This window comes from Rubeoparvulum massiliense, assembly GCF_001049895.1.
GTDB classification, from domain to species: Bacteria; Bacillota; Bacilli; order Rubeoparvulales; family Rubeoparvulaceae; genus Rubeoparvulum; species Rubeoparvulum massiliense.
Genome location: NZ_CVPE01000004.1, coordinates 393,827 through 416,455 on the forward strand (window position 1 = coordinate 393,827; position 22,629 = coordinate 416,455).

Below are 22,629 nucleotides of genomic sequence, written 5' to 3' on the forward strand. Positions count from 1 at the left end.
TGCGATACATTCCTGATTCCTGGTGCGAAGCGAAGCCTCAACCCTCTCCCCTAACCCCGTAAGCGAAGCGACCCCAACTGTTGAAAGACTAAGGTAAGCGAAACTTGGGAACTACACCCTACCCATAAAGGAGCGGGGTCCCCTGATGAAGGGGAGCGGCAATCCTGATCTCATGAGCGATGCATTCCTGATTCCTGATGCGAAGCGAGCCTGTTTCCCCTGATCCCTTAAGCGAAGCGACCCTTCTATTCCTCCTCCCCCTGCATAAAAAAAGACCGAGCTGAAACGGGAAATGTCCGTCTCTATCTCGGTCTTGGAAACACTTTTTTAGCTCTGGAAAGGGTTTATTACTTGTGGAAAATGTTTGTTAGAGTTGGGGCAAAAAGCCCCACCCAACAATCCCCCTTACTCTACCGTTACGCTCTTTGCTAAGTTTCTTGGCTTATCTACGTCATTGCCACGGGCAACGGATGCATAGTAGGCGAAGAGCTGTAATGGAATGACGGTGAGGGCTGGTGTGAAGAGTGGCAAGGTTTTTGGAATGAAGACCACTTCGCTGGCTTCATGCACCATGCTACGATTACCTTCCCATGTGATGCCATATACTTCTGCACCACGTGCCTTCACTTCGATCATATTGCTAAATGTCTTATCATAGAGTTCCTCATTCACTGCTAGGGTAACTACGGGAGTTCCTTCCTCAATGAGAGCCAAGGTACCGTGCTTTAACTCGCCAGCAGGATAGGCTTCAGAATGAATATAGGAGATCTCCTTCAGCTTGAGGGAGCCTTCTAGGGCAACGGCATAGTCAATACCACGGCCAAGGAAGAAGAGATGCTCCTTCTCCTTCACTAATTGCGCCCATTTCTTCATCTGAGGTCCAGCTTCAAGCAGCTTCTCCACCTGAGCAGGGAGCTGTTCAAGATGGGTTACATAGTCTGCTACAGTCTCAGCTGTAAGCGTACCACGGATCTGCGCTACATAGAGTCCTAGCATATAGAGAACCAATAATTGTGAGGTGTATGCCTTCGTCGATGCTACCGAGATCTCTGGACCTGCCCATGTATAGAGGACCTCATCGGCTTCACGGGCTACTGAGCTTGCCACCACATTGGTGATGGCCAGTACCTTCGCACCCTTTGCCTTGATCATCTGCATGGCTGCTAGAGTATCAGCAGTCTCACCCGATTGGCTAATCACGATGACAAGAGTATGATCGGTTACTAGTACATCACGATAGCGGAATTCAGAGGCGACCTCTACTTCTACTGGGATCCTTAAGAGCTGTTCGAATACCCGCTTCCCTACGAGACCTGCATGATAGGAGGTACCGCATGCTACCACATAGATCCGATCGATCTTCTCCCAGTCTGCTGAGGTCATCTTCAACTCATTCTCTAGCTTAATCCGCTTCGTAGCCAGATCAACACGACCGCTCATGGTGTCATGGAACGCCTTAGGCTGTTCATGGATCTCTTTAATAAGGAAGTGGTCAAATCCTTCCTTCTCCGCTTGCTTCATATCCCAATCGATATGCATGGGTGTCCGTGCCACTGGTTTACCTGCGGTGGTCATCACCTCTACACCATCTGCGGTGAGAACAGCCATTTCGCCATTCTCTAAGATGATCATGTCTCGCGTATATTCTAAGAGGGCAGAGATATCTGAAGCGATATAATTCTCACCCTTCCCAGCACCAATCACCAAGGGACTGGCATGACGAACCGCGATCAATCTATCTGGTTCATGAACGGAGAGAATTCCTAAGGCATAGGCACCCTCTAGACGTTGAATCACCTTTTGGACTGTACGAACTACATCGCCATCATAGAGCTCATCGAGGAGATGAGCTACCACTTCTGAGTCCGTGTCAGAAGCAAAGGTATAGCCCTTCTCGATCAGCTCTTCCTTCAACTCAACATAGTTCTCGATAATCCCATTATGCACAAGGACAAAGCGACGGCTCGCACTATAATGGGGATGTGAGTTCCGTTCACTAGGTGCGCCATGGGTAGCCCAACGGGTGTGTCCAATTCCCACAGTTCCCTCTGTAAGCGGATGATCAGCTAAGCGCTGGCGTAATGCAGCCACGCGGCCGATCCCTTTCACGACTTCAATTGATTTGCCTTGTATCACAGCAATACCTGCTGAATCATAACCGCGATATTCCAAACGCTCTAAGCCACGAAGTAAGACTTCCTGGGCTTGACGTGGACCAATATAGCCGACAATTCCACACATGTATAATCTGTTCTCCTCTCCACATGCGGGAGCAGACGAAAATAGACGGGGTACTGCCCCCGCATCGGTCATTGTCCATATTTCATAATTTGATGTGATCTCGTTCCCCTTGAATATCCCTCTGGAAAAAACCGATGCTTTTCTTGATCGTTTCCTGTGAGGACCATCGTACCTTACTCTTTGTGAGCCGAGTCACCTCAGCCTTTTCAGTAAGACTCCATGGTTGCGATGGACAACCTGAAGGTATCCGCCGAAAATTTCGATGAACCTTCCCCTCGTCAACTACTTACCTGCCGACCTGTAAGTAGTCCTGGCGCTTACAACCGATCAATAAAGCTCACGAAAGCTCACGATAAATCGCAATTCGTTTTCGTCATGTTCTCATCAAACAGATGATGAACGAAGAACCCAGCCCCTCTCTCCATATTTCCTTAATCATGTTACGCTGGATAGGTGGATGGTGTGATCCATTGGACTATTTTCGCACATTCCACTCTATTTGTCACATGTAATATTAAGGATACTACCATTATGCCTTAAGAAGGTTATCCATGGCAACCACCATTTCACCATATTTCCATGATTAGGTCGGAATTGGAAAAACGCGCAGGATAGAGTATTGTTCTCCTTCTACGCGTTTTGTCTCTTATTTATTCGAATTCTCTCCACTAATCTCACACATCTACTAGGCTAATTCTCGACGAATAGCATCTGCCACTCGATTCACAACCTGCTTCAGTTGTTCTTCATCAGGGCCTTCTGCCATAACACGGATCAGCGCCTCTGTACCAGAAGGACGAACCAACAAACGTCCTGTATTACCTAGCTCCGCCTTCACCGCTTCAATTTCACTTTGAATCGTAGCATTCTCTTCCCAGCCCTGCTTCTCCTTTACCTTCACATTGACCAAGATCTGTGGATATTGAGTCATCACCTCAGCCAGTTTACTTAAGGAGCTCTTCTTCTCCTGTATAATATTCACCAGCTGAATCGCTGTAAGTAATCCATCACCAGTGGTGGCATAATCGAGGAAAATGATATGTCCAGATTGCTCACCACCCAGGTTGAAGCCGCCAGCACGTAAAGCTTCCATGACGTAGCGATCTCCTACCTTCGTCTGTACAGTCTCAATTCCATGAGCCTTCATTGCTTCAAATAACCCCAGATTACTCATCACGGTAGCAGCCAATGTATTCTTCTTCAATTGCTCCCGTTCCTTTAAGGCAATGGCACAGATCGCCATGATGTGGTCGCCATCCACGATCTTTCCTTCATGATCCACGGCAATGAGGCGATCGGCATCGCCATCAAAGGCGAGACCTAGATTCGCATTCTGCTTCATCACTTCCTCCTGAAGACGTTCAGGATGTGTGGATCCTACTCCATCATTGATATTGGTGCCATTAGGACTACAGCCAATGGTGACCACATCAGCACCTAAATCAGCAAGGAGATGAAGCGCCATGGAAGATGCAGAGCCATTGGCACAGTCTACCACAATCTTCAGTCCTTCAAAGGAATGGTCAACCGTTGTCTTTAAATATTGAAGATACTTCTGAACCCCTTCAAGATAATCGATGACAGTTCCGATCTTGTCCCCGGTAGGGCGAATCACTTGATCCTCTTCAGCATCTAGGAGTGCTTCAATGCTCGCTTCTTCTGCATCGCTTAGCTTATAGCCATCGGGGCCGAAAAACTTAATGCCATTGTCAGAGTAGGGATTATGGGAGGCAGAGATCATGATGCCTCCACATGCATCTAATGCCCGTGTAAGATAAGCAACCCCTGGTGTGGAGATCACACCGAGGCGCATCACTTCAATGCCTACTGACATGAGCCCTGCTAGTAACGCATGCTCCAACATGGGGCCAGAAATACGTGTGTCTCTTCCCACGAGGATCCGAGGATTCTCTTTCCCTTTCGTTAAGATGTAGCCACCGAAGCGGCCTAAGCGATATGCCATCTCCGCAGTCAATTGGCGATTGGCAATACCTCGTACTCCATCCGTACCAAAATATTTACCCATTGTTCTCCTCCTGTTCCAATTTCACAATCTTCACTGAAAGTTCGTGAAGTGATGGCTGTGCGGTAACAAACGGTGGTAAATTCACATGAACTGGAAGCTTATGAACTCCTTCGGGTAGGTTACTCACATCGATATAGGATTGGACATCATCTTCTCGTAAACTGACTAGATTCTCATTAGTACCGTATAATGTGAGTGAAATGGTTCCATTGGCTGGGGTCAACCATTCCACCTTATAACCATCACGCAGGCCATTCACCCGAGTGGATACATCATCCATGTAAAGCGTTACTTCAGGTTCTACATCTACATAGATGTTTAGCTGAGCTGGTTCCACCTTACTTACTCCATTGACTAAAGAAAGCGGTAATTGGATTTGCCGATCTGCACTGATGTTGGCCAAGTCAATGGCAGGCACTTCATAATACTCCAGTTGATCCAATTCCTCTGTTGGTCCATAGACCGTGACGGTTTGCGGATCACATGTGATATCCTTCACCGCAAAACCCGCTTTCGGTTGATTACTCCATGTTAGCTTAATGGGTAATTCTTTATAGGGACTGGTGATCGGTAAGGTTACATCAACTACTTGTGGTGTGATCTGGACATCCACCACATTGCCATAAGCATCCACAGCTCGTAGTGGCACGGTTGCCTCTAATTGTTCGGTCTTCCCTTTCACATTGATGACAGCTTGAACAACGGCAACACGATCCAATTGCTCTGCAGCAGCGGTAATATTCACCTTGGTCGGTTGGATAATCGGTTCGCCCAGCTTATAGCCTTCTGGAACATTGCCGATATAATCTACCACCACGTTCATCTGCTTCGTCACTTTCTTCTCCAGAACGACCTTAACCTTCTGTGGATTGGCGCGAACCTTTAGCCCCTCAGCGAAGCCTTCCACTTGTACAGGGACCATGAATGATCCCGCCTCTAGCTGCGTTAAATCGACATAAATCTCCTTCTGATCCAATGTATTCACCGCTTGTGATACAGCATTCCTCGTACCTTCAATATGCAGGCTGACCATTTGCGGTAGATCCATAATGGTATACTTATCCTCATCATATTTGGCTGTTAATTGGACCGTTACATCCCGATCCGTTAACGTGTAATTATCCTGAGGTGGAGTCGGTTCCGTTGCATTTAAGTTCACAATCATCCAGAGCATGATTGCCAACAATAAGGATACCGCTTTATACCCCCAGTTGTCCAACCAATTACGTTTCCACCATGATTGATTCATTGTTCCTCTCCCCCCTTACGCTGAAAGACATGGGGGACTGGGTTCTCCGGTGTTAATTCGGCTTTTAATGCCTCTCGTAAGCTCTCTTTATCATAGTCCCGAGTAATATGACCATTGCGGCAGATGGAGATCTGACCCGTCTCTTCTGAGACAACTACGGCCACAGCATCGGATATTTCTGTAATCCCTAATGCTGCACGGTGACGTGTTCCCAATTCCTTACTGATGGTAGGATTCTCGGAAAGCGGTAAATAGCAAGCCGCTGCAACGATTCGATCCTGACGAATAATCACAGCACCATCGTGAAGTGGAGTATTGGGAATAAAGATATTAATTAAAAGTTGGGAGGTGATATTCCCATCTACAGGAATACCCGTCTCCACCTGTTCTGTGATTCCTGTTTCCTGTTCGAGAATAATCAATGAACCAATCCGCCGTTTCGCCATATAGGTCACCGCATCGGTAATATGGTTCACCACTTTCTCCAGCTGATCCTCTTCCATTTGACCAGCCCGTGGGAAGAAGCGACCACGGCCTAACTGTTCAAGGCCTTTCCGTAGCTCTGGTTGAAAGAGAATAATAATCCCTAGCACACCTAATGTAAATACCTCAGACATGAGCCATTGTAGTGTACGGAGATTGAAGTATAGACTGAGTAACCAGACACCAAAGATGACCAGAATCCCTTTGAGCAACTGAACAGCTCGGGTACCCCGGATCAGCATCAAGAATTTATAAATGATGAAGGTGATGATTAGGATATCAACCATGTCATCAAGATATTGTAATGAGACCGTGAAGAACTCTTTGACTCCATCCATACCCTTGTTGCCTCCAACTCTGCTTCTACTTTCTTATTCTTTCTCATTCTAGAGATTACACTCATTGTAGCATAACCATTAACTAGGATGGGAATAAATTCTCTTACCTGATTGACACAATCCTACCAACTCTGAATACCGACAATCAAAAAAGGAGTCCGCTTAAGGACCCCTTCATCCAAACTGCTTAATCACAATTAGAACACCTTTTTCCAAGTATTCTTCATATGATACCAAACCCATTCAAAAATCTGATCAATCTGCTCTGCATTCCCTGTAATGGAGGCTGTAGAGGCAAGCACCATCTTCCCATCGATGACAACCACATCCCCTGCAACTTCTCCCTCAACTTCTACTGTTCCATTCTGTACTAGGATATTGCCATTTAGTTTTGTACCAGCGGGTATCCGGATAATATGGTTCTCTTTGTCCACCTCTAAAAGCTCTAGGTTGGCCATATTGTCCGTAGTTACCTGGAATTGTGGATCCCGTTCATACCAGGTGCCAAATGTACTTCCTGCCATTAGGAGAAAGAAAATCGCTGCTGCCGCAAGGATGGGATGCTGTTTAAAACGGCTTTGCCAATTTCTCTTTCGTTTTGGTTGAGGTAACTGCTGCATCAGCCGCTCCGTGAAGTCTTCACTAACTCGGGGCTGAGGTATACTTCGTACAAGGGCGATGGTTTTCTCCAACTGCCGTAGGTGAGCCTCACATGTTGTACAAGTTTGCAGGTGCCGACGTAACAAGACCTGTTCTGCTTCAGGCAAGTCTCCATCAAGATATTGGTGCATCATTCTATGGACTTGTTCACAGGTTAACATCTTCACCCTTCCTTTCTTTTTTAGACACCCTACAGAACCACCCTTAACTTCTTCCGTAAAGCTTCGCGCCCACGGTGAATTCGTGTTTTGATTGTGGAGACTGGTAAGTTTAGCACATCACTGATCTCCTGCAAAGAGAGATCATCAATATAACGCAGAATAATCACCATCCGATACTTATCGGGCAGCTGCGAGATCGCCTCTTGGACCATCCCTTGTAATTCCGTCGTTAGCGTTTGCTGTTCAGGTGTACGCTCATTGGAGACGAGGCGAGAGTACCAATCCAATCCCTCTTCTCCCTGTGAAGCGTCCAAGTGAACACTAGGCTTCTTTTTACGAAGACGATCGATACATAAGTTGGTAGCGATCCGATAGATCCAAGTTGAAACCTTATGCTCTCCATCGTAGCGCGAGAGGTTAGCATAGACCCGCAAGAAGGTCTCTTGCCCGATATCCTCTGCGTCATGACGATTATTAAGCATTCGGTAGGCTAGTTGAAAGACCTTATCCTTATAGATCTCAACTAATTCTTTAAATGCTACTTGATCCCCATCTTTCGCCGACTGTATGAGTTGTTTCTCCAGATATTCCATTGATGACCCACCATTTCAGGTTTCATTCATCTTCCTATACGAATGATTGATGATTTTGTTTCAAAAAAGAAACTGCCGCCATATGACAATCCTATACTTGCCTCTATACTAACAACTCTTAGATCTTGAGTTCTGTAATGGCTGTATCAAGACGCTCTATGGCCTCCATAATAAAAGAACGGGGCGTACCAAAATTAACCCGTTGAAATCCTGTCCCCCCTGTACCAAAGGAAGGACCATCATTAAAACCTAGACCTGCGCAATGCACCAACCAGTGTCGTAGCTCCTCACTATTCATACCCAGCTGTGAAAAATCTACCCACATTAAATATGTAGCTTCCGGTAATATGGGCTTCATCTGAGGAAAACGTTGCATGAGCTCTTTATATAGGAAATCTCGATTTCCTTGTAAATATTGGAGTAATGAGGTTAGATATGCTTCACCCTCTCAATACGCAGCTTCCGTGGCTACATATCCAAAAAGATTACCCCCCTGCATCCCACGCCGAGCAGCGATAAACTTCTCCCGTAGCTCTGGATTAGGAATGACAGCATAGGCTGTTTGTAAGCCCTCTATATTAAAGGTTTTGCTCGGTGCAAAGAAGGTGATGCTTTGTTGCGCAATTTCTGATCCTATTGTAGCAGTAACCGTATGTTGATGAGGTGCATACACAAGATCAGCATGGACTTCATCGGAGACAAGTGTCACTCTATACCGTAGGCAGAGATCCACTAGCTGCTGCAATTCCTCCCGCTTCCTCCTCAGCGTTATCCTTATGCAGAACTATTCGCTGAGGATGAAGAAAAGTCCTGTTTCTTCGTTTTCTGACAAAGAAAAATACCGATATAAAAAGATACTGTGTAAAATGAGAAAACGTCCTGATCGGCTGACCAGAACGCATTATTGAACGAAATATTTGTGTAAAGATGGTGGAGCTAAGCGGGATCGAACCGCTGACCTCCTGCTTGCAAGGCAGGCGCTCTCCCAGCTGAGCTATAGCCCCATCATGGAGCTCCCAACCAGACTCGAACTGGTGACCTCTTCCTTACCATGGAAGCGCTCTACCTACTGAGCTATGGGAGCATGTTCGATATTTCTAAAAACAACGACATGTATTATTGTACATAGAGGGCTGAAAGTTGTCAATCCATTTTTTTAGTTTTGAAGTTACGTAAATATGGTATGATCTCTTCTTGATCGGCAAAACGTGTCAGGATCTGAAACAAGCGACGATAGCGATTCTCCACCTGATTCACCTGCTCCATGCTGAGATATGGATCCTGTAAATCAAAGAGTAATTCATCTAACTCTGCGCGGATTAAGAAGCTTAGCTCACAGCATTCCTGCTTTGTGAATAGAAAGCCTTGCATTGAACCCCACCCTTTCCCTACAGGAACTCTCCTCTTCTAGTTTAGGCAGTTCCTTCCATGATTATGTAGGTGGGCTGGAGAAAAAAACCTGCAGCAATATGCTACAGGTTACGTTCTCCTACGACTACACCATTTACTTCGAAGGAGGTGGTCAGTTCTGCATTCAAGGAATGGGCCACTGAGCAGTATTTATCGCGGGAGAGGTCTACAGCACGTTGTACCTTCTCGATGGGTAGATCCGCACCCTGTAAGCGATAATGAATATGAATTTTAGTAAAACGCTTCGGATGCTCTTCTGCCCGCTCCGCCTTCACTTCCATATCAAAGTGTTCGATGTTCAAGCGCATCTTCGTTAGAACCTGTACGATATCGATGCCAGTACAGCCTCCAACACCACTGAGCACTAGCTCCATGGGGCTTGCACCAAGATTTTGCCCACCGAACTCTGGCTTGCTATCCATCATCACTTTCTGTCCACTGGGCACTTCGCTTTCAAAAGCCATTTGCCCTTTCCAGGTGATCGTTGCGTCCATTTTTTCGTACCTCCTTTAGTTTACCTTTTCATTATAATCTCCTCACTGGCATATCTCACTGATACACCCTCTATTTTACCTCAAAATTACCCCATAGGGTATCGTGATCTTCTCCTAGATATTAATTATGGCTAGATCGCATTAATAAATAGAGAGGACTCGATCATCGCAGCGACAAAAAGTAAGGCGATGATCACAATAAAAACACGGGGTAAATCAGCAAAGTATTGCAGATAAGCAAGCTTTACACGCTGACCCTGCTTCCGCCAAAGAATGGCGATGGTCTGAATAATCAGCCAGCCTAGATGCATACCTAGAGCAGCAGCCAAGAAGACCGCAGTCAATTCAAAGATCCCATGGGGCAAGATACTTGTAATGAAGACATCGACTGGATGATAGCCTGCCAGAGCACCTGTTTTCAAAACAATCCCTAGTATCAAGCCATTGGAAACCATGCTAACAAGCGGAATGATACCGAACAAGATGCCCGAACCAATAATAAATGCACTAGCTAGCAGGTTATTCATGAAGATCGTGGTAAAGGCCTTCATAAAGGTAGGCTCTTCCTTAATCTTATTGGCCGCTTCTTCTACTGGTTGAATGAGCTGCTTGAATTGATCTTCATAGGTCGTAATCAGCCATTCGTAGGAAAAATAGCCGATAAAGGCTGCTGTAGTTAATAGAGCTGCAGCGAGCCAGAATTGACGCTTATAGTGGCGTATGGATTGAAGCCATCTCCCCATCTTCCCCCTCCTTCCTTTCTCTGACAAACAAATTATTTTACGTACATGTCATATCTTGGTTCCGTTGTCCATAGATTGATAGTGGACAAGAACCGCTAATGGAGGTGAATCCCATTGAATCTCTTTTGGGTAATTCATGTAAAACGTATTAAACAAACCTTGGTGATCCTAGTCGCCCTCATCTTTGCACTGGGTGTAACCATGTTAGAGCGAGAAGCCATCCATGTCTTCTCCAATGAAGAGAATCCACAGGCTATCTATAAGGTGGATACGAAGGAAAAAATCATCGCGCTCACCTTTGACATTAGCTGGGGAGAAGAACGAGCTTCCAATATCCTTGATGTTCTACAGGAGAAGGAAGTGAAGCAGGCCACCTTCTTTCTCTCCGCACCATGGGCCAATGCCCATCCTGAGATTGTGAAGCGAATCGTTGATGCTGGCTATGAGATCGGTTCCCATGGCTATCGTCATGTAAAGTATTCCCGTTTAGAGCCTGATGAAATTCGGAATGAACTAAGAAAGGCCCATCGCATCCTTAAGGAGGTGTCCGGGCAGGAGCCCCGTGTCCTTCGGCTGCCTGATGGCGACTTTGATAAGCGTGTATTAAAGATCGCAGGCGATCTACAGTATACGGTGATCCAGTGGGGTACCGATTCCCAGGACTGGCTAAATCCTGGCGTTGATCAGATCACCCAGAATGTTCTACAGAACACTCATCCTGGTGATATTATTCTCTTCCATGCCAGTGATACTGCGAAACAAACGGCTCAAGCACTGTCCAGTATCATCGATCAGCTTCGGCAGCAAGGCTACCAGTTCATCACCGTCTCCTCCCTCATCGAAGGGGTGAAAACAGAATCACCTACCCCGACACAAAGCAAATAAGGAATCACCACAATCATGCTTAGCTCTGTTTAATCATCTGGACTGGTGGCTGTTCTTCATGGCTTTTTCGAGGGAGAATACGATGCAGCCTCATCACTTGCCATGCATTGGTGGCTAATAAAGGAATCAGCATAGCCACCACGGATTGCGTAACCACCCCCTGTTGAGTGGGTGCAATCTGCATTGCTGGTACCAGTTCAACGGCAGTAATGACAACCATCACAAAAAGTGTGGAGAAAAAATTAGCCATATTGGTCTCTCGCGTCTTAAGATATGCGATGATCAAGCCGAAAAAGAGCAATGCAATAACCAATGGTAAGGTCTCTTCGAAGGAGAAGGAGAAAATGGTCATACGAAAGTAGATTAAATCAAAGATGGTAAAAAGAATGATGACCACCTGAACCCCGGCTAGTAGCTTGATGCTGCGAAAGAGTCCGATGGCAAAGTAATGAACGGTCAAGTATGCGAAAAAGCCCATGTGGCTCAGTGTAGCATAGATTAATCCCATGTAGGTGAAGGTAAACAATCCATAGGCAAGATCAACTCCCCCGGTCTGAAATACATTGGTATCACGCCATAATAGCAAAGCTCCTGTAACGAAGGAGGCCAATGCACCTACTAATAATGTACTTAGATAGAATGAGAACCACTTGCGTAATGTCAAGACGTACCCTCCTTTATTCATGCATATCTTTATCTGGTTTGATTGTATCAACCATCAGGGAAAATGACCAGCGATAAGCATAATTCGAACAATATTTTGGCATAGTATAAGCAGAATAAGCTTGGCTGTAATATGTCAAGGAGGAATGGTATGAAACGATGCATTGCGACAGTTGGCCTCTTCCTTCTCTTCCTCGTCTCAGGATGCGCATCCGCTGAACATACTCAGATGGATTATAAAGCAATTAAACAGATGGTAGTGGATGTCCTTCAAACAGAGGAGGGGAAAAAAGCGATTCAAAAAATCATGACTGAGCCAGAAATGAAGCAGAAAATTCTGCTCGATGAAGAGACAATGAAAAAAACCATTGAAGAAACCTTAATCTCTCCGAAGAACCAAGAGCAATTTAGTAAGACAATGAAAGACCCCAAATTTGCTGAAGCCTTAGGTAAAGCCTTTAAAAAAGAGAATAAAACCTTACTCAAGGACTTAATGAAAGATCCGGAATACCAGATGATGGTGCAAGATACCATGAAGGACCCGGAATTTGAAAAACATCTCATTGATCTAACCAAGACCCCAGCCTACCGTCAGCAATTGATGACAGTGCTGAAAGAATCCCTCCAAAGTCCACTTTTTCGAGCTGAACTCCTAGAACTGATGAAAAAAGCCCAAGAAGAGTTGAGTAAGCCTGAACAACAAGGTGGTGGCGGATCCTCTGGCGGTGGTTCAAGTGGCGGTAGGGGTGGCAGTTAAACTGCCAATCCTCATGAAATTTAAGCAGAGAGGGTAAGATTCAACGAATGCGTTGATTCTTACCCTCTCTGCTTTATTCCTAATGTTATGATGCCAGTTGAACATCCTATTGCTTATTTTTCGAGCGTTTCCTTACTTTTCAAGCTTATGAATCACTTTTTCAGCCAACTCTAGGTATAACTTTCCTGTTGGAGAATCAGCTTTATAAATGGATGGAGAATCTTCAGGATCCACCACATTGAAATCAGGAAGACCAAGAGGAATGGATGCAAGTAGATCAACACCAAGCTCACGAGCAAGGGTTGCGCCACCGCCACGGCCAAATACATACTGCTTCTCACCGCAATGACCGCATTCTAGATAGGACATGTTTTCTACTACACCGAGAATATCATGCTTTGTTTTCCGTGCCATCACGCCTGCACGTACTGCTACATAAGCTGCTGTGGCATGAGGTGTTGTAACAATGATCTCACTGGAGTGAGGAATAATTTGGTGTACATCCAAGGCCACGTCACCTGTACCAGGAGGTAAGTCGAGTAGCATGTAGTCCAGATCATCCCAATGAACATCGGAGAAGAAGGAACGAATCATCTTACCTAGCAATGGACCACGCCACACAACAGGTGAATTGTCTGCAATGAAAAAGCCCATGGACATGACTTGTACGCCGTGACGTTCTACTGGAAGAATGGTTTGATCGATGACGACAGGGCGTTGAGAGATGCCCATCATATCAGGCACACTAAAGCCATAGATATCAGCATCGATGATCCCTACTTTTTTGCCTGCACGCGCTAAGGCAGTAGCTAAATTGACAGTCACCGTTGATTTACCAACCCCACCCTTACCACTAGCCACGGCAATAAATTTGGTCTTAGAGCCTGGAGCTAGTAGTGGAGATAGGGGTCCCTCTGCTGTATTGGCACCAGCCTGAGGAGCCTGCCCACCACCCTGCCGCTCTGCTTGAAGCTGGGCAGATAAACGTGCTCGCTCCTCCTCATTCATTGCACCAAAGCGAATGTCAACATGGGTAACACCAAGGGGCTTCAACGCTGCCTCAATATCGTCCTGCATCTTCGCTTTTAGTGGGCAACCTGGAACAGTTAATACCACTTCTAGGCTCACATTGGTGCCTTCTATTTGAACATCTCGAATCATTCCTAATTCGACGAGGCTCTTACGAATCTCAGGATCCTGAACATCCTTAATCGCCTCAAGTACTTCTTCTCTATTCAGCACTGTCAACACCTCACTTGTTTTTCCATATCATGTACCTGGTAAGATTATACCATACATTTAGTAGATAAATGTGACAATGACATGTCTTAGAGGACACTTCTTCTCAGCTTACGACCCTTGATGCTCACTGGTTGGAGTCGCATCCTCAAGCTCACCCTCAGGAGGCTCTATTAAATAAGCGATAATTCCTTCATAAATGGCAAAGGCGATCTTCTTTTGATAGCCTGATTCCTTTAATAGCTGTGCCTCTTCTGGATTGGAGATAAAGCCCGCTTCCACAAGGACAGCAGGTCGCTCACTGGTACGTAAAAGATAGATCTCCCCACTCTTATTCACGGTACGTGTTGTGTTCTGCAAATGAGCAATCAGCTGCCTCTGAATATGCTCTGCCAATTTTTTGCTATCATCCTGACCATCATAATAAAAAGTCTGGGCACCTCGCCACTTTCCTGACTTCATGGCATTGAGATGAATGGTAACTAGTAGATCGGCATCGACATCTTCCACGATCTGCGCTCTTCTTGAAAGATCCTGACGCTTCCGCTTGTTCAGACTCTTCTCCGCTTCGTCTGCTAAGTCGTAATCACCTTCTCTTGTTAAATAGACAAGAGAGCCACTCTGTTGAAGATAATCTTGAAGATAGCGTGTAATGGCCAAATTGATCTCCTTCTCTACCAGACCATCTTTACTAACAGCCCCTCCATCGACTCCACCATGGCCAGCATCAAGGACAATGATATAGCCTGATAAAGGACCCTGGTTGGCATTCACCATCCGCTCGATTCCCCAGGGCAGTGCAATGAAGAGGAGAATGGCTAATCCAAACAAGAACAGTTTTCTTTTCCTCATCGTTGACCTCCTTTCTTCGATTCCAAGAGGCGTAATTTGCGTTGCCTGCTCCCATATGCTTTCCCTTTATCATACCAGCGAGTCCAACAATCATCCATGAGAATCGTGAGGGAATAAACATAGAGATCATCAAACAAGTAAAACAGATCATGCTTCGCACATAGTTCGCTCATGGTTTCATGTAGCGGTTCTTCGTTATATACACCATAATAGAATGCTTCCCATATGGTATCTAGTATACATTGTTCCACCCGCTCCTGTTTCCACATTGGTAAGTGATGGGTGGATGGCTTCACCATCTGCTGAAGATACTCCTCCACTTCATACCAACGAATCCCATCGATGATGCGGAGCTTTGTCTCCTCCTTCTTCCGTTGACGGTACTGAGATAACCATTTCACCTTCGCCACAAGTCTCACCTGCTTTTCCCAATTCTTTCTCTCATTGTGGCTCTAATTACCTATTTTTATGCAAAAAAGGGGCTGCCCAGAAAGTCAGTGAAAGCTGACGTCTGGACGCCCCATTTTTGTTGAATGTTAAAAATGTACGCAAAAAAACCGTCTCTTCCTATAAAATGAAAGTTACCAGACCACCATTTTAAGAAAGGAACGGTTTTTATGCGTAATCTAACGACTACTACGGAACAGTATACCATGCACATGATATTGGATCTGGAATCGTTGATCCCTGCTCACCATGTGGCTCGTGTCATTGATGAGATGATTGAAGCCATCCCAGACGAGCAGTTGTTTGTTCATTATACAGGTGGAGGTCATCGCGCCTACCACCCCAAAATGATGCTGAAGGTGATCCTTTACGGCTACTCACAAAAAGTCTATTCCTGTCGTGGCATCGAAAAGCTGCTGCAAGAAAATATCCCAGCCATGTGGCTAGCCGCCATGCAACAACCCGATTTTCGTACGCTGAATGACTTCCGTGGTCAACGGATGAAGGCGTTCATGGATGAACTATTTGAAACGATGATCCGAAAGCTCATCGCGGACAACTACATCACAATGGAGCATTATTTTCTGGATGGCACCAAGATCGAAGCCAATCCCAACAAGTATTCCTTTGTGTGGAAAAAATCGACGCTGCGATTTGAAGAGAAATTGAAAGAAAGGATTCAGGCAACCCTTCCTACTCCTCTTCCCCATACACATCCAACAAAAGTATACTCACAACATACCGATTATCTTCGAACCATTGATTATAAATTCCACCATGCTCTTCAACGATTCGTTTCACATTTTTTATTCCGATTCCCTCGGTTTGTCGATGCTTTCGCGTATGAAGCTCCTCCCTATTAAATACATTTGAAATTTCAATAAGCAGGTTATGATCAAATTGTTTGATGAGGAGTGAAATCTCTTTTTCTTTAAAATGAGACAAACGTAAGACCGCCTCTAACGAATTATCGATTAAATTTCCTAGTACCACTACCAAAATGTCCGTATCCAAATGAAGCTCTTCTGGGAGGAAAGATTGAACGCTTACCGTTACTCCATTGCTTTTAGCAGTCGATACTTTTTCATTCAGAAAATAATTTAAGACAAAGTTATTTGTAAAAAAATAATCACTGTCTTCGATTTTCTGGATGGAACCTTGAAGATATGATTTAGCGCCAGTAATATCGTGTTGACTTAACATCCCAAGTAGAACAACGTATTGATTTTTTAGGTCGTGCTTCATGGAATAGAGTTTAGATTGTGAATCCTTCAGTTGTTGGAGGTATTTCAATTCGGCTTCCAATACTTTCTTTTGTGTTGTCGTTTTTTCAAGTTGTTTATAATAATTTCCAAGGGTTATATAAAGATATAGGATGCAAAGATTCATATAAATAATAAATGCAGCTATACATATAAAAATAAAATTGGGGTTATTCACCACATAAATTTCCGACACGACAGCAGTACTTAACAGAAATACCGAAATCAATGGTATAGAAAAAATGACCATGACGAAAAAAACATGGATAGGTAGCTTTAATTTAAATTTTTGAAGAAGGGTAATGATCAAAATAACTACAACCATTAGTATGAAAGCCATATCTTTCCCTCCAGCCACTCATATCCATTCAATAGATGAAGTCTCGTAACTTCATCAAAAGTTGTTTATTCGCATGATCTTTAAATTTCCGGCTTATTGGTATGTCAACTGTTTGTTTATCGTTTACTTTCATCGTAACGGTATTATTTCTAACTTGTTTTATATATCTAACATTAACAACAAACGAGGTGTGAACCTGTACAAAGTTATCATTCACTTTGGATAAAAGGGCTTTGGTGTGAAGAATCGTTTCATATGTATCAGAAGGTGTATGAATAAATGCTTTCCGTTTATTTTTTTCAAAGTAAATAATGTCACTAAAAGGAAGACTGTAAAAAACTTTGTTAAATGTAAACGTAAATTTCGATTCATTTAAATCTAAATATTTGATTGCGCGATTCAAGGCAGCATGTAATTTACTTTTTGTTACTGGCTTTAAAATATAATCAAACGTATTCACTTTAAAAGCTTTTTCCATATATTCTTTGAAACTTGTAATAAAGATAATCGGAGAAGTATAGTTATTCCCCCTAATGGCCTCGGCAATCTCTAAACCTGATAGATTGGGAAACTCCATATCTAAAATAAACATATCATATGTATTTTCCTCTAGGGATTCAATTAATCGAAGAGGATTATAGAATATATCCATTTCAAATAAGGAGGAGTCATATTCTAACAATAACTTTTCAATTTCTTTTGCGGTTATAGGAACATCATCGCAAATAGCAACTTTTATTACCATTTTTTCACTCCTTTAGACCATCGTAAATGAGTGTCTTTTACTAAAAAATTTGTATAGCAGTCATGGGGTTGATAATAGGTGATTATTTCTGCATGAAGACACACTAGCATTGTAATTAAATAAAACCTCTTAAAAACAAAAGGTAATTTCTACTATGTAGCATGTCCTGCACTTTTCCTCGAAAATAGCTATCAAGGAATTAATGTTTAGTATAAAAGTTCCTTTACCCTACTTATTAGACTAGTACAATTATTACATGTCAATTGTTACATCTAACTTACGTATTATTACACAAGGGAAATGTTTCCAAAAATTCGCGTTATTATTAACGCAAATAGAAATATTAATTTCTATTTTGATTCAAATAATATATAGGTAGAGGAGGGGAATGAAATAGAAAACGTTGTGTACTCCAAACCAACAATTGAGAAAGTTGCTGGATTTATAGAGTCAAAAGTGGTCATTGGACAATTCAAAGTTGTCCAGTGGCCACTATTACTAGGTCTTATATGTCATCTGAAAGCTTAATCTCTCCCCCAATTCTCGATGTGCTTCTTACGATTGCTTCACATAGAGAATGGATATGCTGTCATCTTCTTATATTATACGTATCATAGAACATATTTGGAAACAATTGATTTGATTATAGGAGGCTAAAAATTGATTAGAAAATATTGGAAATGAGGAAAGAGGCGAGGGAGCCATTTTTACTATTCCGTTAGAAGAAAGAATAACAAAAGCAAGTGCTTATAACGTTCCATTTCAAGTAACTATAGAAACATTTTCGCTACGTATGTTGCTTATTTCTCAGCATGAGTATGTGAAGTATTCCAAAGGTGACCTTACTATATTTTGTTTGCCATCTGAATATCCAAAGGTTGCTGATCAGATACACGGTACAAAGGAATTTGAATTATCACAATTAACGGTATTACTTCAATAAATTATCATTAAAGGGATATTTGTCCTAGCTGACCATCATGAATGTATAGTAGGAGGAGCATTGTTTGACGTTTCTTTATCATGGAAAATGTTAAATGATCGTTTGCTTATTATTAGTGATTCGGCTAGGGAGATTGCGCGATATTGTAATTTAAATCTATCAAAAACAGCAGTTGCATTGAACTTGATCAGTAGTCTACCATATTACCCTTTCCAACAACAATCATTATGGGAAGGTGTGAATAAAATTCAGCCATTTGCTAAAACTTCCAATCTTTGAATTTGATAAACGAAGTGTTGGGGATTTGCTTAGTAGAGTGAGTGGTGATTCTTCGAGGATGAGAATGGCTCTTATTCAAGGAACCATTGCATTAACTAGTGGATCTTTTATTATCGTTGGTGCAGCAATCGGATTAGCTTTAAAAGATATCCTTTTATTCTTAACGGCATTAGTAACGGTCGTTGTGTCATTTATTGGAATCCTCTTTATGAGTAATATTATCCAAAGGGCAAGCTTTCGTGTACAAAAAGAACTTGGAAAATTAAGTGAACTAGTTGAGCGCGATTTACATGCTATCCGAACGATTCGTTCGACCAATGCTACTTCTAACGAGGAGAAAGAGGCGAAACAGCAGGCAGAGAACTTACGAAAGTTAGGCATACGTTTGGCAAAAATCCAGTCCTTCATGACGCCAATATCCAATATGAGTTTACAAATATGTGGTCTCATTGTTCTTGGTTTTGGTGGCTATCGCGTTTCGATGGGATATATGACAATTGAAGATTTAATTGCTTTTGCTTTACTACTTTATATAATGATTGGACCTGTTGGACAAATCTTTGGGACTTTTTCCGGAATCGGAGAATCGCTTGGAGCTTTTGCACGGATTAGGGAAGTATTAGATCTTGCTTTGGAAAGTGATTATGATACGACTACTAGAATAACCACTCTACCTCATTCTTCAGCCCAAAAAGGGATGGTAGTGTTTGAAAACGTTAGTTTTGGATATAACAAGTTAAAGTTTGGAGCAGATATTGCCCAAAAAGAAGCGGAAATGATACTGAAGGAAGTTTCTTTACATGCAGAACATGGGAAGAGAACAGCTATTGTCGGCCCTTCTGGTGCAGGTAAAAGTACGATTTTACAATTAATAGAACGATTTTATGATCCAGACAGTGGACGAATTTATGTAGATGGAAAAGATCATCGAAGTTATCCTCGTGAAGAGCTTCGCAGTCTCATCACGTATGTGGAGCAAAATGCCCCTGTTATACCAGGGACGTTACGAGAGAATCTTATGATAGGAAATGCTAATGTCTCTGATCAAGAATGTTACGATGTGTTAAAAGAGGTCAACCTTAGCTACTTAATCGATCGTTCTCCTGAAAAACTGGATATGGAAATTGGCGAATCGGGTACGACATTATCTGGTGGGGAACGCCAACGTTTAGCATTAGCTCGTTCTCTTTTATCGAAGGCAAAGATTGTCCTTCTTGATGAACTAACATCCAATTTAGATAGCTTAAATGAAATAGCGATTAAAAAAGCTGTTGATAAATTGAGAGAGTCTAAAACGGTCATTATTGTAGCACATCGACTCTCGACCATCGTTGATTCCGATATCATTTATGTTCTGGAACATGGACGAATCGTTGGTTCGGGTAACCATAATGAGTTACTAGATAAAGTGCCATTATATCGAGAATTAGCTAAAGAGCAGTTTTTGGATAAGGCAATCTAAGTATAGATGACTAAAGGTTTTTAATAATTGGTTACCTAATCTAATCTTATTTAGGAGGAGATTTATATAGTGACGAATCAGCCAAACAACATTGTTATCTCACATGTAAACAAGCGACATGGAAACAAAGAGATTTTAAAAGATGTGTCCTTTGAAGCGAAACAAGGGAGAATCACAGCTTTTCTCGGGCCAAATGGTGCAGGAAAAAGTTCAACACTCCGTATTTTGTTAGGACTGGATCGTTCAACAGGCACGGCAACTTTTGGCGGAAGAAATTATGTAACATTTGATACGCCATTGAAAGTGGTTGGAGCAGCATTTGACGGGATAGGCGGCAATCTTTCGAGAAAGGTAAAAACCCATCTGAAAATCATCGCACAAAGTAACGGCATTCCTAAAAGTCGTGTAGCAGAAGTATTGAAAATCGTCGGGTTATCGGATAAAGGTAACGCGAGGCTCGGAACGTTATCCTTGGGTGAGGGGCAGCGGCTTGGGCTGACAGCAGCACTGTTGGGTAACCCACAATATCTTGTCCTCGATGAACCAACGAATGGACTGGATCCAACAGGAATTCGCTGGTTTCGAAAGTTTATTCGTCAGCAAGCGGACTTGGGAAAGACCGTTTTGCTGTCGTCCCATCTTCTTTCGGAAGTGGAAGCTGTAGCAGATGATGTCGTGATTATTGATCATGGAAAAATCATCGCAACGGGTGGGCTTCATCAGGTGATGAAGAATCTGGAATCATTGGAAGACGTGTTCTTTTCGCTTACAGAAGAAGATGAGACAATAGATGAAAACTTTCTCTAGAACCGTGCGATTTGAATTAATTAAGATTACTTCAAGTAGAGTGTGGTGGGTCATTTGTGCGTTAGTTGTTGTTGTTCAACCTTTTCTAGCATATATCGTAGCCAAAGGTTATGCTCAGATGGGGTTAGACGCGACTCCAGAAACGCATCCGGGATTAGCTGAAGCGTTACCACCTCTCGATTATATTGGATTGGAATCTGTATTATTTGGGTTATTACCGATGGTTGTCTTTGGAGGAATCATCGGGGCGAGTGAATTTAAGCATCATGAATTACGTACGACATTACTCTGTCAAAGTAGTCGTATCCAGGTTTTTGGTGCGAAAGTAATCGCGCTATTGGTATGTACGACGCTCCTATCATTGATAACCATTTGGGCTACGATTTCGATTACGCATGTTGGCTTGGGAGAAGAGGGATTACATCCATTATATCTCAGTACGATAGCCTGGCAGTATATTTTCTTTGCAACGCTCAATTGGATTTTATTAACAATCCTTTCTTTTGGTATCGGCATGCTCTTTAGAAATGCGCTCGTACCTTTAGTTTTTTTGGTTCCACAAGTTTACAATCTCGGAAACTATTTAGCACAAAGATGGGAATGGGCGGAGTATCTCCCAGTGGCAGCGGGTAATCTTCTCTTTGCCACACCAACAGACCCGTTTGAACATGACCCATTCAAGGGCGGAATGATCCTGCTGATCTGGGTGATGGTAGCTTTAGGAACATCTTATTTCACTTTTGTTCGTAGTGATGTAGGGGGGAAATATTAATGTACGCTGTCCTCCGTAGTGAGAAAACGAAATTCTTTTCCTTTGGCTGGTGCATGTTAGGGATCATTGGAGCGAATCTCGTTCCCGTACTTTTCTTATTGACATCCAGCACACCGATAACAGGGGGAGAGGAGGGAATGCTTTCTCTGATCTTGCAATCCCTCTATTTAGGCCAACTAGGAGTGATTGTTGCCAGCGCAAGTTATTTCGGACAAGAATATTCACAATCTGTCTTACGAACAACCCTTCTTACCCAACCATACAGAGTAAAATTATTATTTACGAAATTCGTGAATATTACTGTAATTATTGTTCTTACAGGAATCGTTTCGAGTCTGCTTGGTTTAATTGTTTTATTCTTGCAACATGACTTGGAATGGACAAATTCTTTCGGATTACGGTTACTTGAAAGTGTCTCTCTTGCCATGCTTAGTTGGATTCTATTAGCTTGGATTACGTCAGCATTATCCATTATCACCAAATCGCTGATCACACCGATTGCGATCATGCTCCCGCTTATTTTGGGACTAAGCCAAATGTTGTTACAAGTTTTTCAGTTAGCAAAGTATTTACCTACGCTTGCTGTGATGAATATTTATACCGTAGCTTCAGTGGGAATTTATTTGGATGAGTGGTTGGGCCTAGGGGTTCAGCTTTTGTGGGCGGTGGTGTTGGTCGGGATTGCGGGTTGGTTGTTTGCGTGGAGGGGCGTGCGTTGAGTTGGAATGAGGGGATTAGTTAAATAAAGAGCGAGAAACTGCGGTAGGGTTTCTTGTCT

Annotated in this window: 23 protein-coding genes, 2 tRNA genes and 1 pseudogene; 7 read left to right on the forward strand and 19 right to left on the reverse strand. The window is 43.2% G+C overall.

Annotated elements, in window-relative coordinates; genetic code table 11:
- Positions 1-405: 405 nt before the first annotated feature.
- The 13 genes from glmS to BN1691_RS04550 form a co-directional block, all read right to left on the reverse strand.
- A complete protein-coding gene (gene glmS / locus BN1691_RS04490) occupies positions 406-2,241 on the reverse strand; it encodes a glutamine--fructose-6-phosphate transaminase (isomerizing) (protein ID WP_048601014.1) in 1,836 nt (611 codons plus the stop codon).
- Between the two features lie 685 nt (positions 2,242-2,926).
- Positions 2,927-4,267 carry a phosphoglucosamine mutase gene (gene glmM, locus BN1691_RS04495; RefSeq protein ID WP_048601015.1) on the reverse strand — a complete coding sequence of 447 codons (1,341 nt, stop codon included), beginning with the start codon at positions 4,265-4,267 and terminating at the stop codon, positions 2,927-2,929.
- A complete protein-coding gene (locus BN1691_RS04500; RefSeq protein WP_048601016.1) occupies positions 4,260-5,516 on the reverse strand; it encodes a CdaR family protein in 1,257 nt (418 codons plus the stop codon). Before BN1691_RS04500 ends, glmM begins: the two co-directional genes overlap by 8 nt.
- Complete coding sequence (gene cdaA / locus BN1691_RS04505) at positions 5,513-6,337, reverse strand: diadenylate cyclase CdaA (protein ID WP_048601017.1); 825 nt, start codon at positions 6,335-6,337, stop codon at positions 5,513-5,515. Before cdaA ends, BN1691_RS04500 begins: the two co-directional genes overlap by 4 nt.
- Before the next feature lie 197 nt (positions 6,338-6,534).
- Positions 6,535-7,158: a zf-HC2 domain-containing protein gene (locus tag BN1691_RS04510; RefSeq protein WP_048601018.1), complete on the reverse strand. Its 624-nt coding sequence runs from the start codon at positions 7,156-7,158 to the stop codon at positions 6,535-6,537.
- Between the two features lie 29 nt (positions 7,159-7,187).
- Positions 7,188-7,751, reverse strand: coding sequence for an RNA polymerase sigma factor SigW (sigW, locus tag BN1691_RS04515; RefSeq protein ID WP_048601019.1), 564 nt, complete (start codon positions 7,749-7,751; stop codon positions 7,188-7,190).
- A gap of 118 nt (positions 7,752-7,869) precedes the next feature.
- On the reverse strand, positions 7,870-8,127 hold the full coding sequence (locus BN1691_RS04520; protein WP_048601020.1) for a beta C-S lyase family protein: 258 nt from the start codon (positions 8,125-8,127) through the stop codon (positions 7,870-7,872).
- Positions 8,128-8,199: 72 nt separating this feature from the next.
- Entirely contained in the window at positions 8,200-8,496 is a 297-nt protein-coding gene (locus tag BN1691_RS04525) for an aminotransferase class I/II-fold pyridoxal phosphate-dependent enzyme (RefSeq protein ID WP_048601021.1), read from the reverse strand.
- A gap of 183 nt (positions 8,497-8,679) precedes the next feature.
- Positions 8,680-8,755: transfer RNA gene (locus BN1691_RS04530), tRNA-Ala, on the reverse strand.
- Positions 8,756-8,759: 4 nt separating this feature from the next.
- Positions 8,760-8,835 (reverse strand) — tRNA-Thr (locus BN1691_RS04535).
- 59 nt (positions 8,836-8,894) lie between these two features.
- Positions 8,895-9,122, reverse strand: a complete 228-nt coding sequence (locus BN1691_RS04540) for a hypothetical protein (RefSeq protein ID WP_048601022.1) — start codon at positions 9,120-9,122, stop codon at positions 8,895-8,897.
- Positions 9,123-9,223: 101 nt separating this feature from the next.
- A complete protein-coding gene (locus tag BN1691_RS04545; protein ID WP_048601023.1) occupies positions 9,224-9,655 on the reverse strand; it encodes an OsmC family protein in 432 nt (143 codons plus the stop codon).
- Between the two features lie 131 nt (positions 9,656-9,786).
- Positions 9,787-10,398, reverse strand: coding sequence for a stage II sporulation protein M (locus BN1691_RS04550; RefSeq protein WP_048601024.1), 612 nt, complete (start codon positions 10,396-10,398; stop codon positions 9,787-9,789).
- Between the two features lie 114 nt (positions 10,399-10,512).
- Between BN1691_RS04550 and pdaB the strand changes: the two genes are divergently transcribed.
- Positions 10,513-11,283, forward strand: coding sequence for a polysaccharide deacetylase family sporulation protein PdaB (gene pdaB / locus BN1691_RS04555; protein ID WP_048601025.1), 771 nt, complete (start codon positions 10,513-10,515; stop codon positions 11,281-11,283).
- Between the two features lie 19 nt (positions 11,284-11,302).
- On the opposite strand, the gene BN1691_RS04560 is transcribed toward pdaB, so the two are convergent.
- Positions 11,303-11,947 (reverse strand): KinB-signaling pathway activation protein, encoded by a 645-nt coding sequence (locus BN1691_RS04560; protein WP_048601026.1) that lies wholly within the window; start codon positions 11,945-11,947, stop codon positions 11,303-11,305.
- 150 nt (positions 11,948-12,097) lie between these two features.
- Here BN1691_RS04560 and gerD point away from each other — a divergent pair, with 150 nt between their 5' ends.
- Positions 12,098-12,703 carry a spore germination lipoprotein GerD gene (gene gerD, locus BN1691_RS04565; RefSeq protein WP_053083700.1) on the forward strand — a complete coding sequence of 202 codons (606 nt, stop codon included), beginning with the start codon at positions 12,098-12,100 and terminating at the stop codon, positions 12,701-12,703.
- A gap of 132 nt (positions 12,704-12,835) precedes the next feature.
- Here gerD and BN1691_RS04570 read toward each other — a convergent pair whose 3' ends face one another.
- From BN1691_RS04570 to BN1691_RS04580, 3 genes are all read right to left on the reverse strand, one after another.
- Entirely contained in the window at positions 12,836-13,945 is a 1,110-nt protein-coding gene (locus BN1691_RS04570) for an Mrp/NBP35 family ATP-binding protein (RefSeq protein WP_048601027.1), read from the reverse strand.
- Positions 13,946-14,053: 108 nt separating this feature from the next.
- Positions 14,054-14,794, reverse strand: coding sequence for an N-acetylmuramoyl-L-alanine amidase CwlD (gene cwlD, locus BN1691_RS04575; protein ID WP_076850098.1), 741 nt, complete (start codon positions 14,792-14,794; stop codon positions 14,054-14,056).
- A complete protein-coding gene (locus tag BN1691_RS04580) occupies positions 14,791-15,204 on the reverse strand; it encodes a hypothetical protein (protein ID WP_048601028.1) in 414 nt (137 codons plus the stop codon). The genes cwlD and BN1691_RS04580 overlap by 4 nt, the downstream gene beginning before the upstream one ends.
- Before the next feature lie 309 nt (positions 15,205-15,513).
- On the opposite strand from BN1691_RS04580, the gene BN1691_RS14645 reads away from it, so the two are divergent.
- Positions 15,514-16,104 (forward strand): transposase, encoded by a 591-nt coding sequence (locus BN1691_RS14645; RefSeq protein ID WP_261795543.1) that lies wholly within the window; start codon positions 15,514-15,516, stop codon positions 16,102-16,104.
- On the opposite strand, the pseudogene BN1691_RS14930 reads toward BN1691_RS14645, so the two are convergent.
- Both BN1691_RS14930 and BN1691_RS04590 read right to left on the reverse strand, forming a co-directional pair.
- Positions 16,022-16,843 (reverse strand): annotated as a pseudogene (locus BN1691_RS14930) (sensor histidine kinase); the annotation flags it as partial. The gene BN1691_RS14645 and the pseudogene BN1691_RS14930 sit on opposite strands and share 83 nt — an antisense overlap.
- Positions 16,844-16,871: 28 nt before the next feature.
- Positions 16,872-17,588 carry a LytR/AlgR family response regulator transcription factor gene (locus BN1691_RS04590; RefSeq protein WP_048601030.1) on the reverse strand — a complete coding sequence of 239 codons (717 nt, stop codon included), beginning with the start codon at positions 17,586-17,588 and terminating at the stop codon, positions 16,872-16,874.
- A 1,199-nt stretch (positions 17,589-18,787) separates the two neighbouring features.
- Between BN1691_RS04590 and BN1691_RS04595 the strand changes: the two genes are divergently transcribed.
- The 4 genes from BN1691_RS04595 to BN1691_RS04610 all read left to right on the forward strand — a co-directional run bounded on the left by BN1691_RS04595 (position 18,788) and on the right by BN1691_RS04610 (position 22,570).
- Positions 18,788-20,272: an ABC transporter ATP-binding protein gene (locus BN1691_RS04595; protein ID WP_076850099.1), complete on the forward strand. Its 1,485-nt coding sequence runs from the start codon at positions 18,788-18,790 to the stop codon at positions 20,270-20,272.
- A gap of 69 nt (positions 20,273-20,341) precedes the next feature.
- The gene (locus BN1691_RS04600; protein WP_048601031.1) at positions 20,342-21,079 is read left to right on the forward strand and encodes an ABC transporter ATP-binding protein; all 738 of its coding nucleotides are present in this window, start codon (positions 20,342-20,344) and stop codon (positions 21,077-21,079) included.
- The gene (locus BN1691_RS04605) at positions 21,063-21,851 is read left to right on the forward strand and encodes an ABC transporter permease (RefSeq protein WP_048601032.1); all 789 of its coding nucleotides are present in this window, start codon (positions 21,063-21,065) and stop codon (positions 21,849-21,851) included. Before BN1691_RS04600 ends, BN1691_RS04605 begins: the two co-directional genes overlap by 17 nt.
- Positions 21,851-22,570, forward strand: a complete 720-nt coding sequence (locus BN1691_RS04610) for an ABC transporter permease (RefSeq protein WP_048601033.1) — start codon at positions 21,851-21,853, stop codon at positions 22,568-22,570. Before BN1691_RS04605 ends, BN1691_RS04610 begins: the two co-directional genes overlap by 1 nt.
- Positions 22,571-22,629 lie beyond the last annotated feature (59 nt).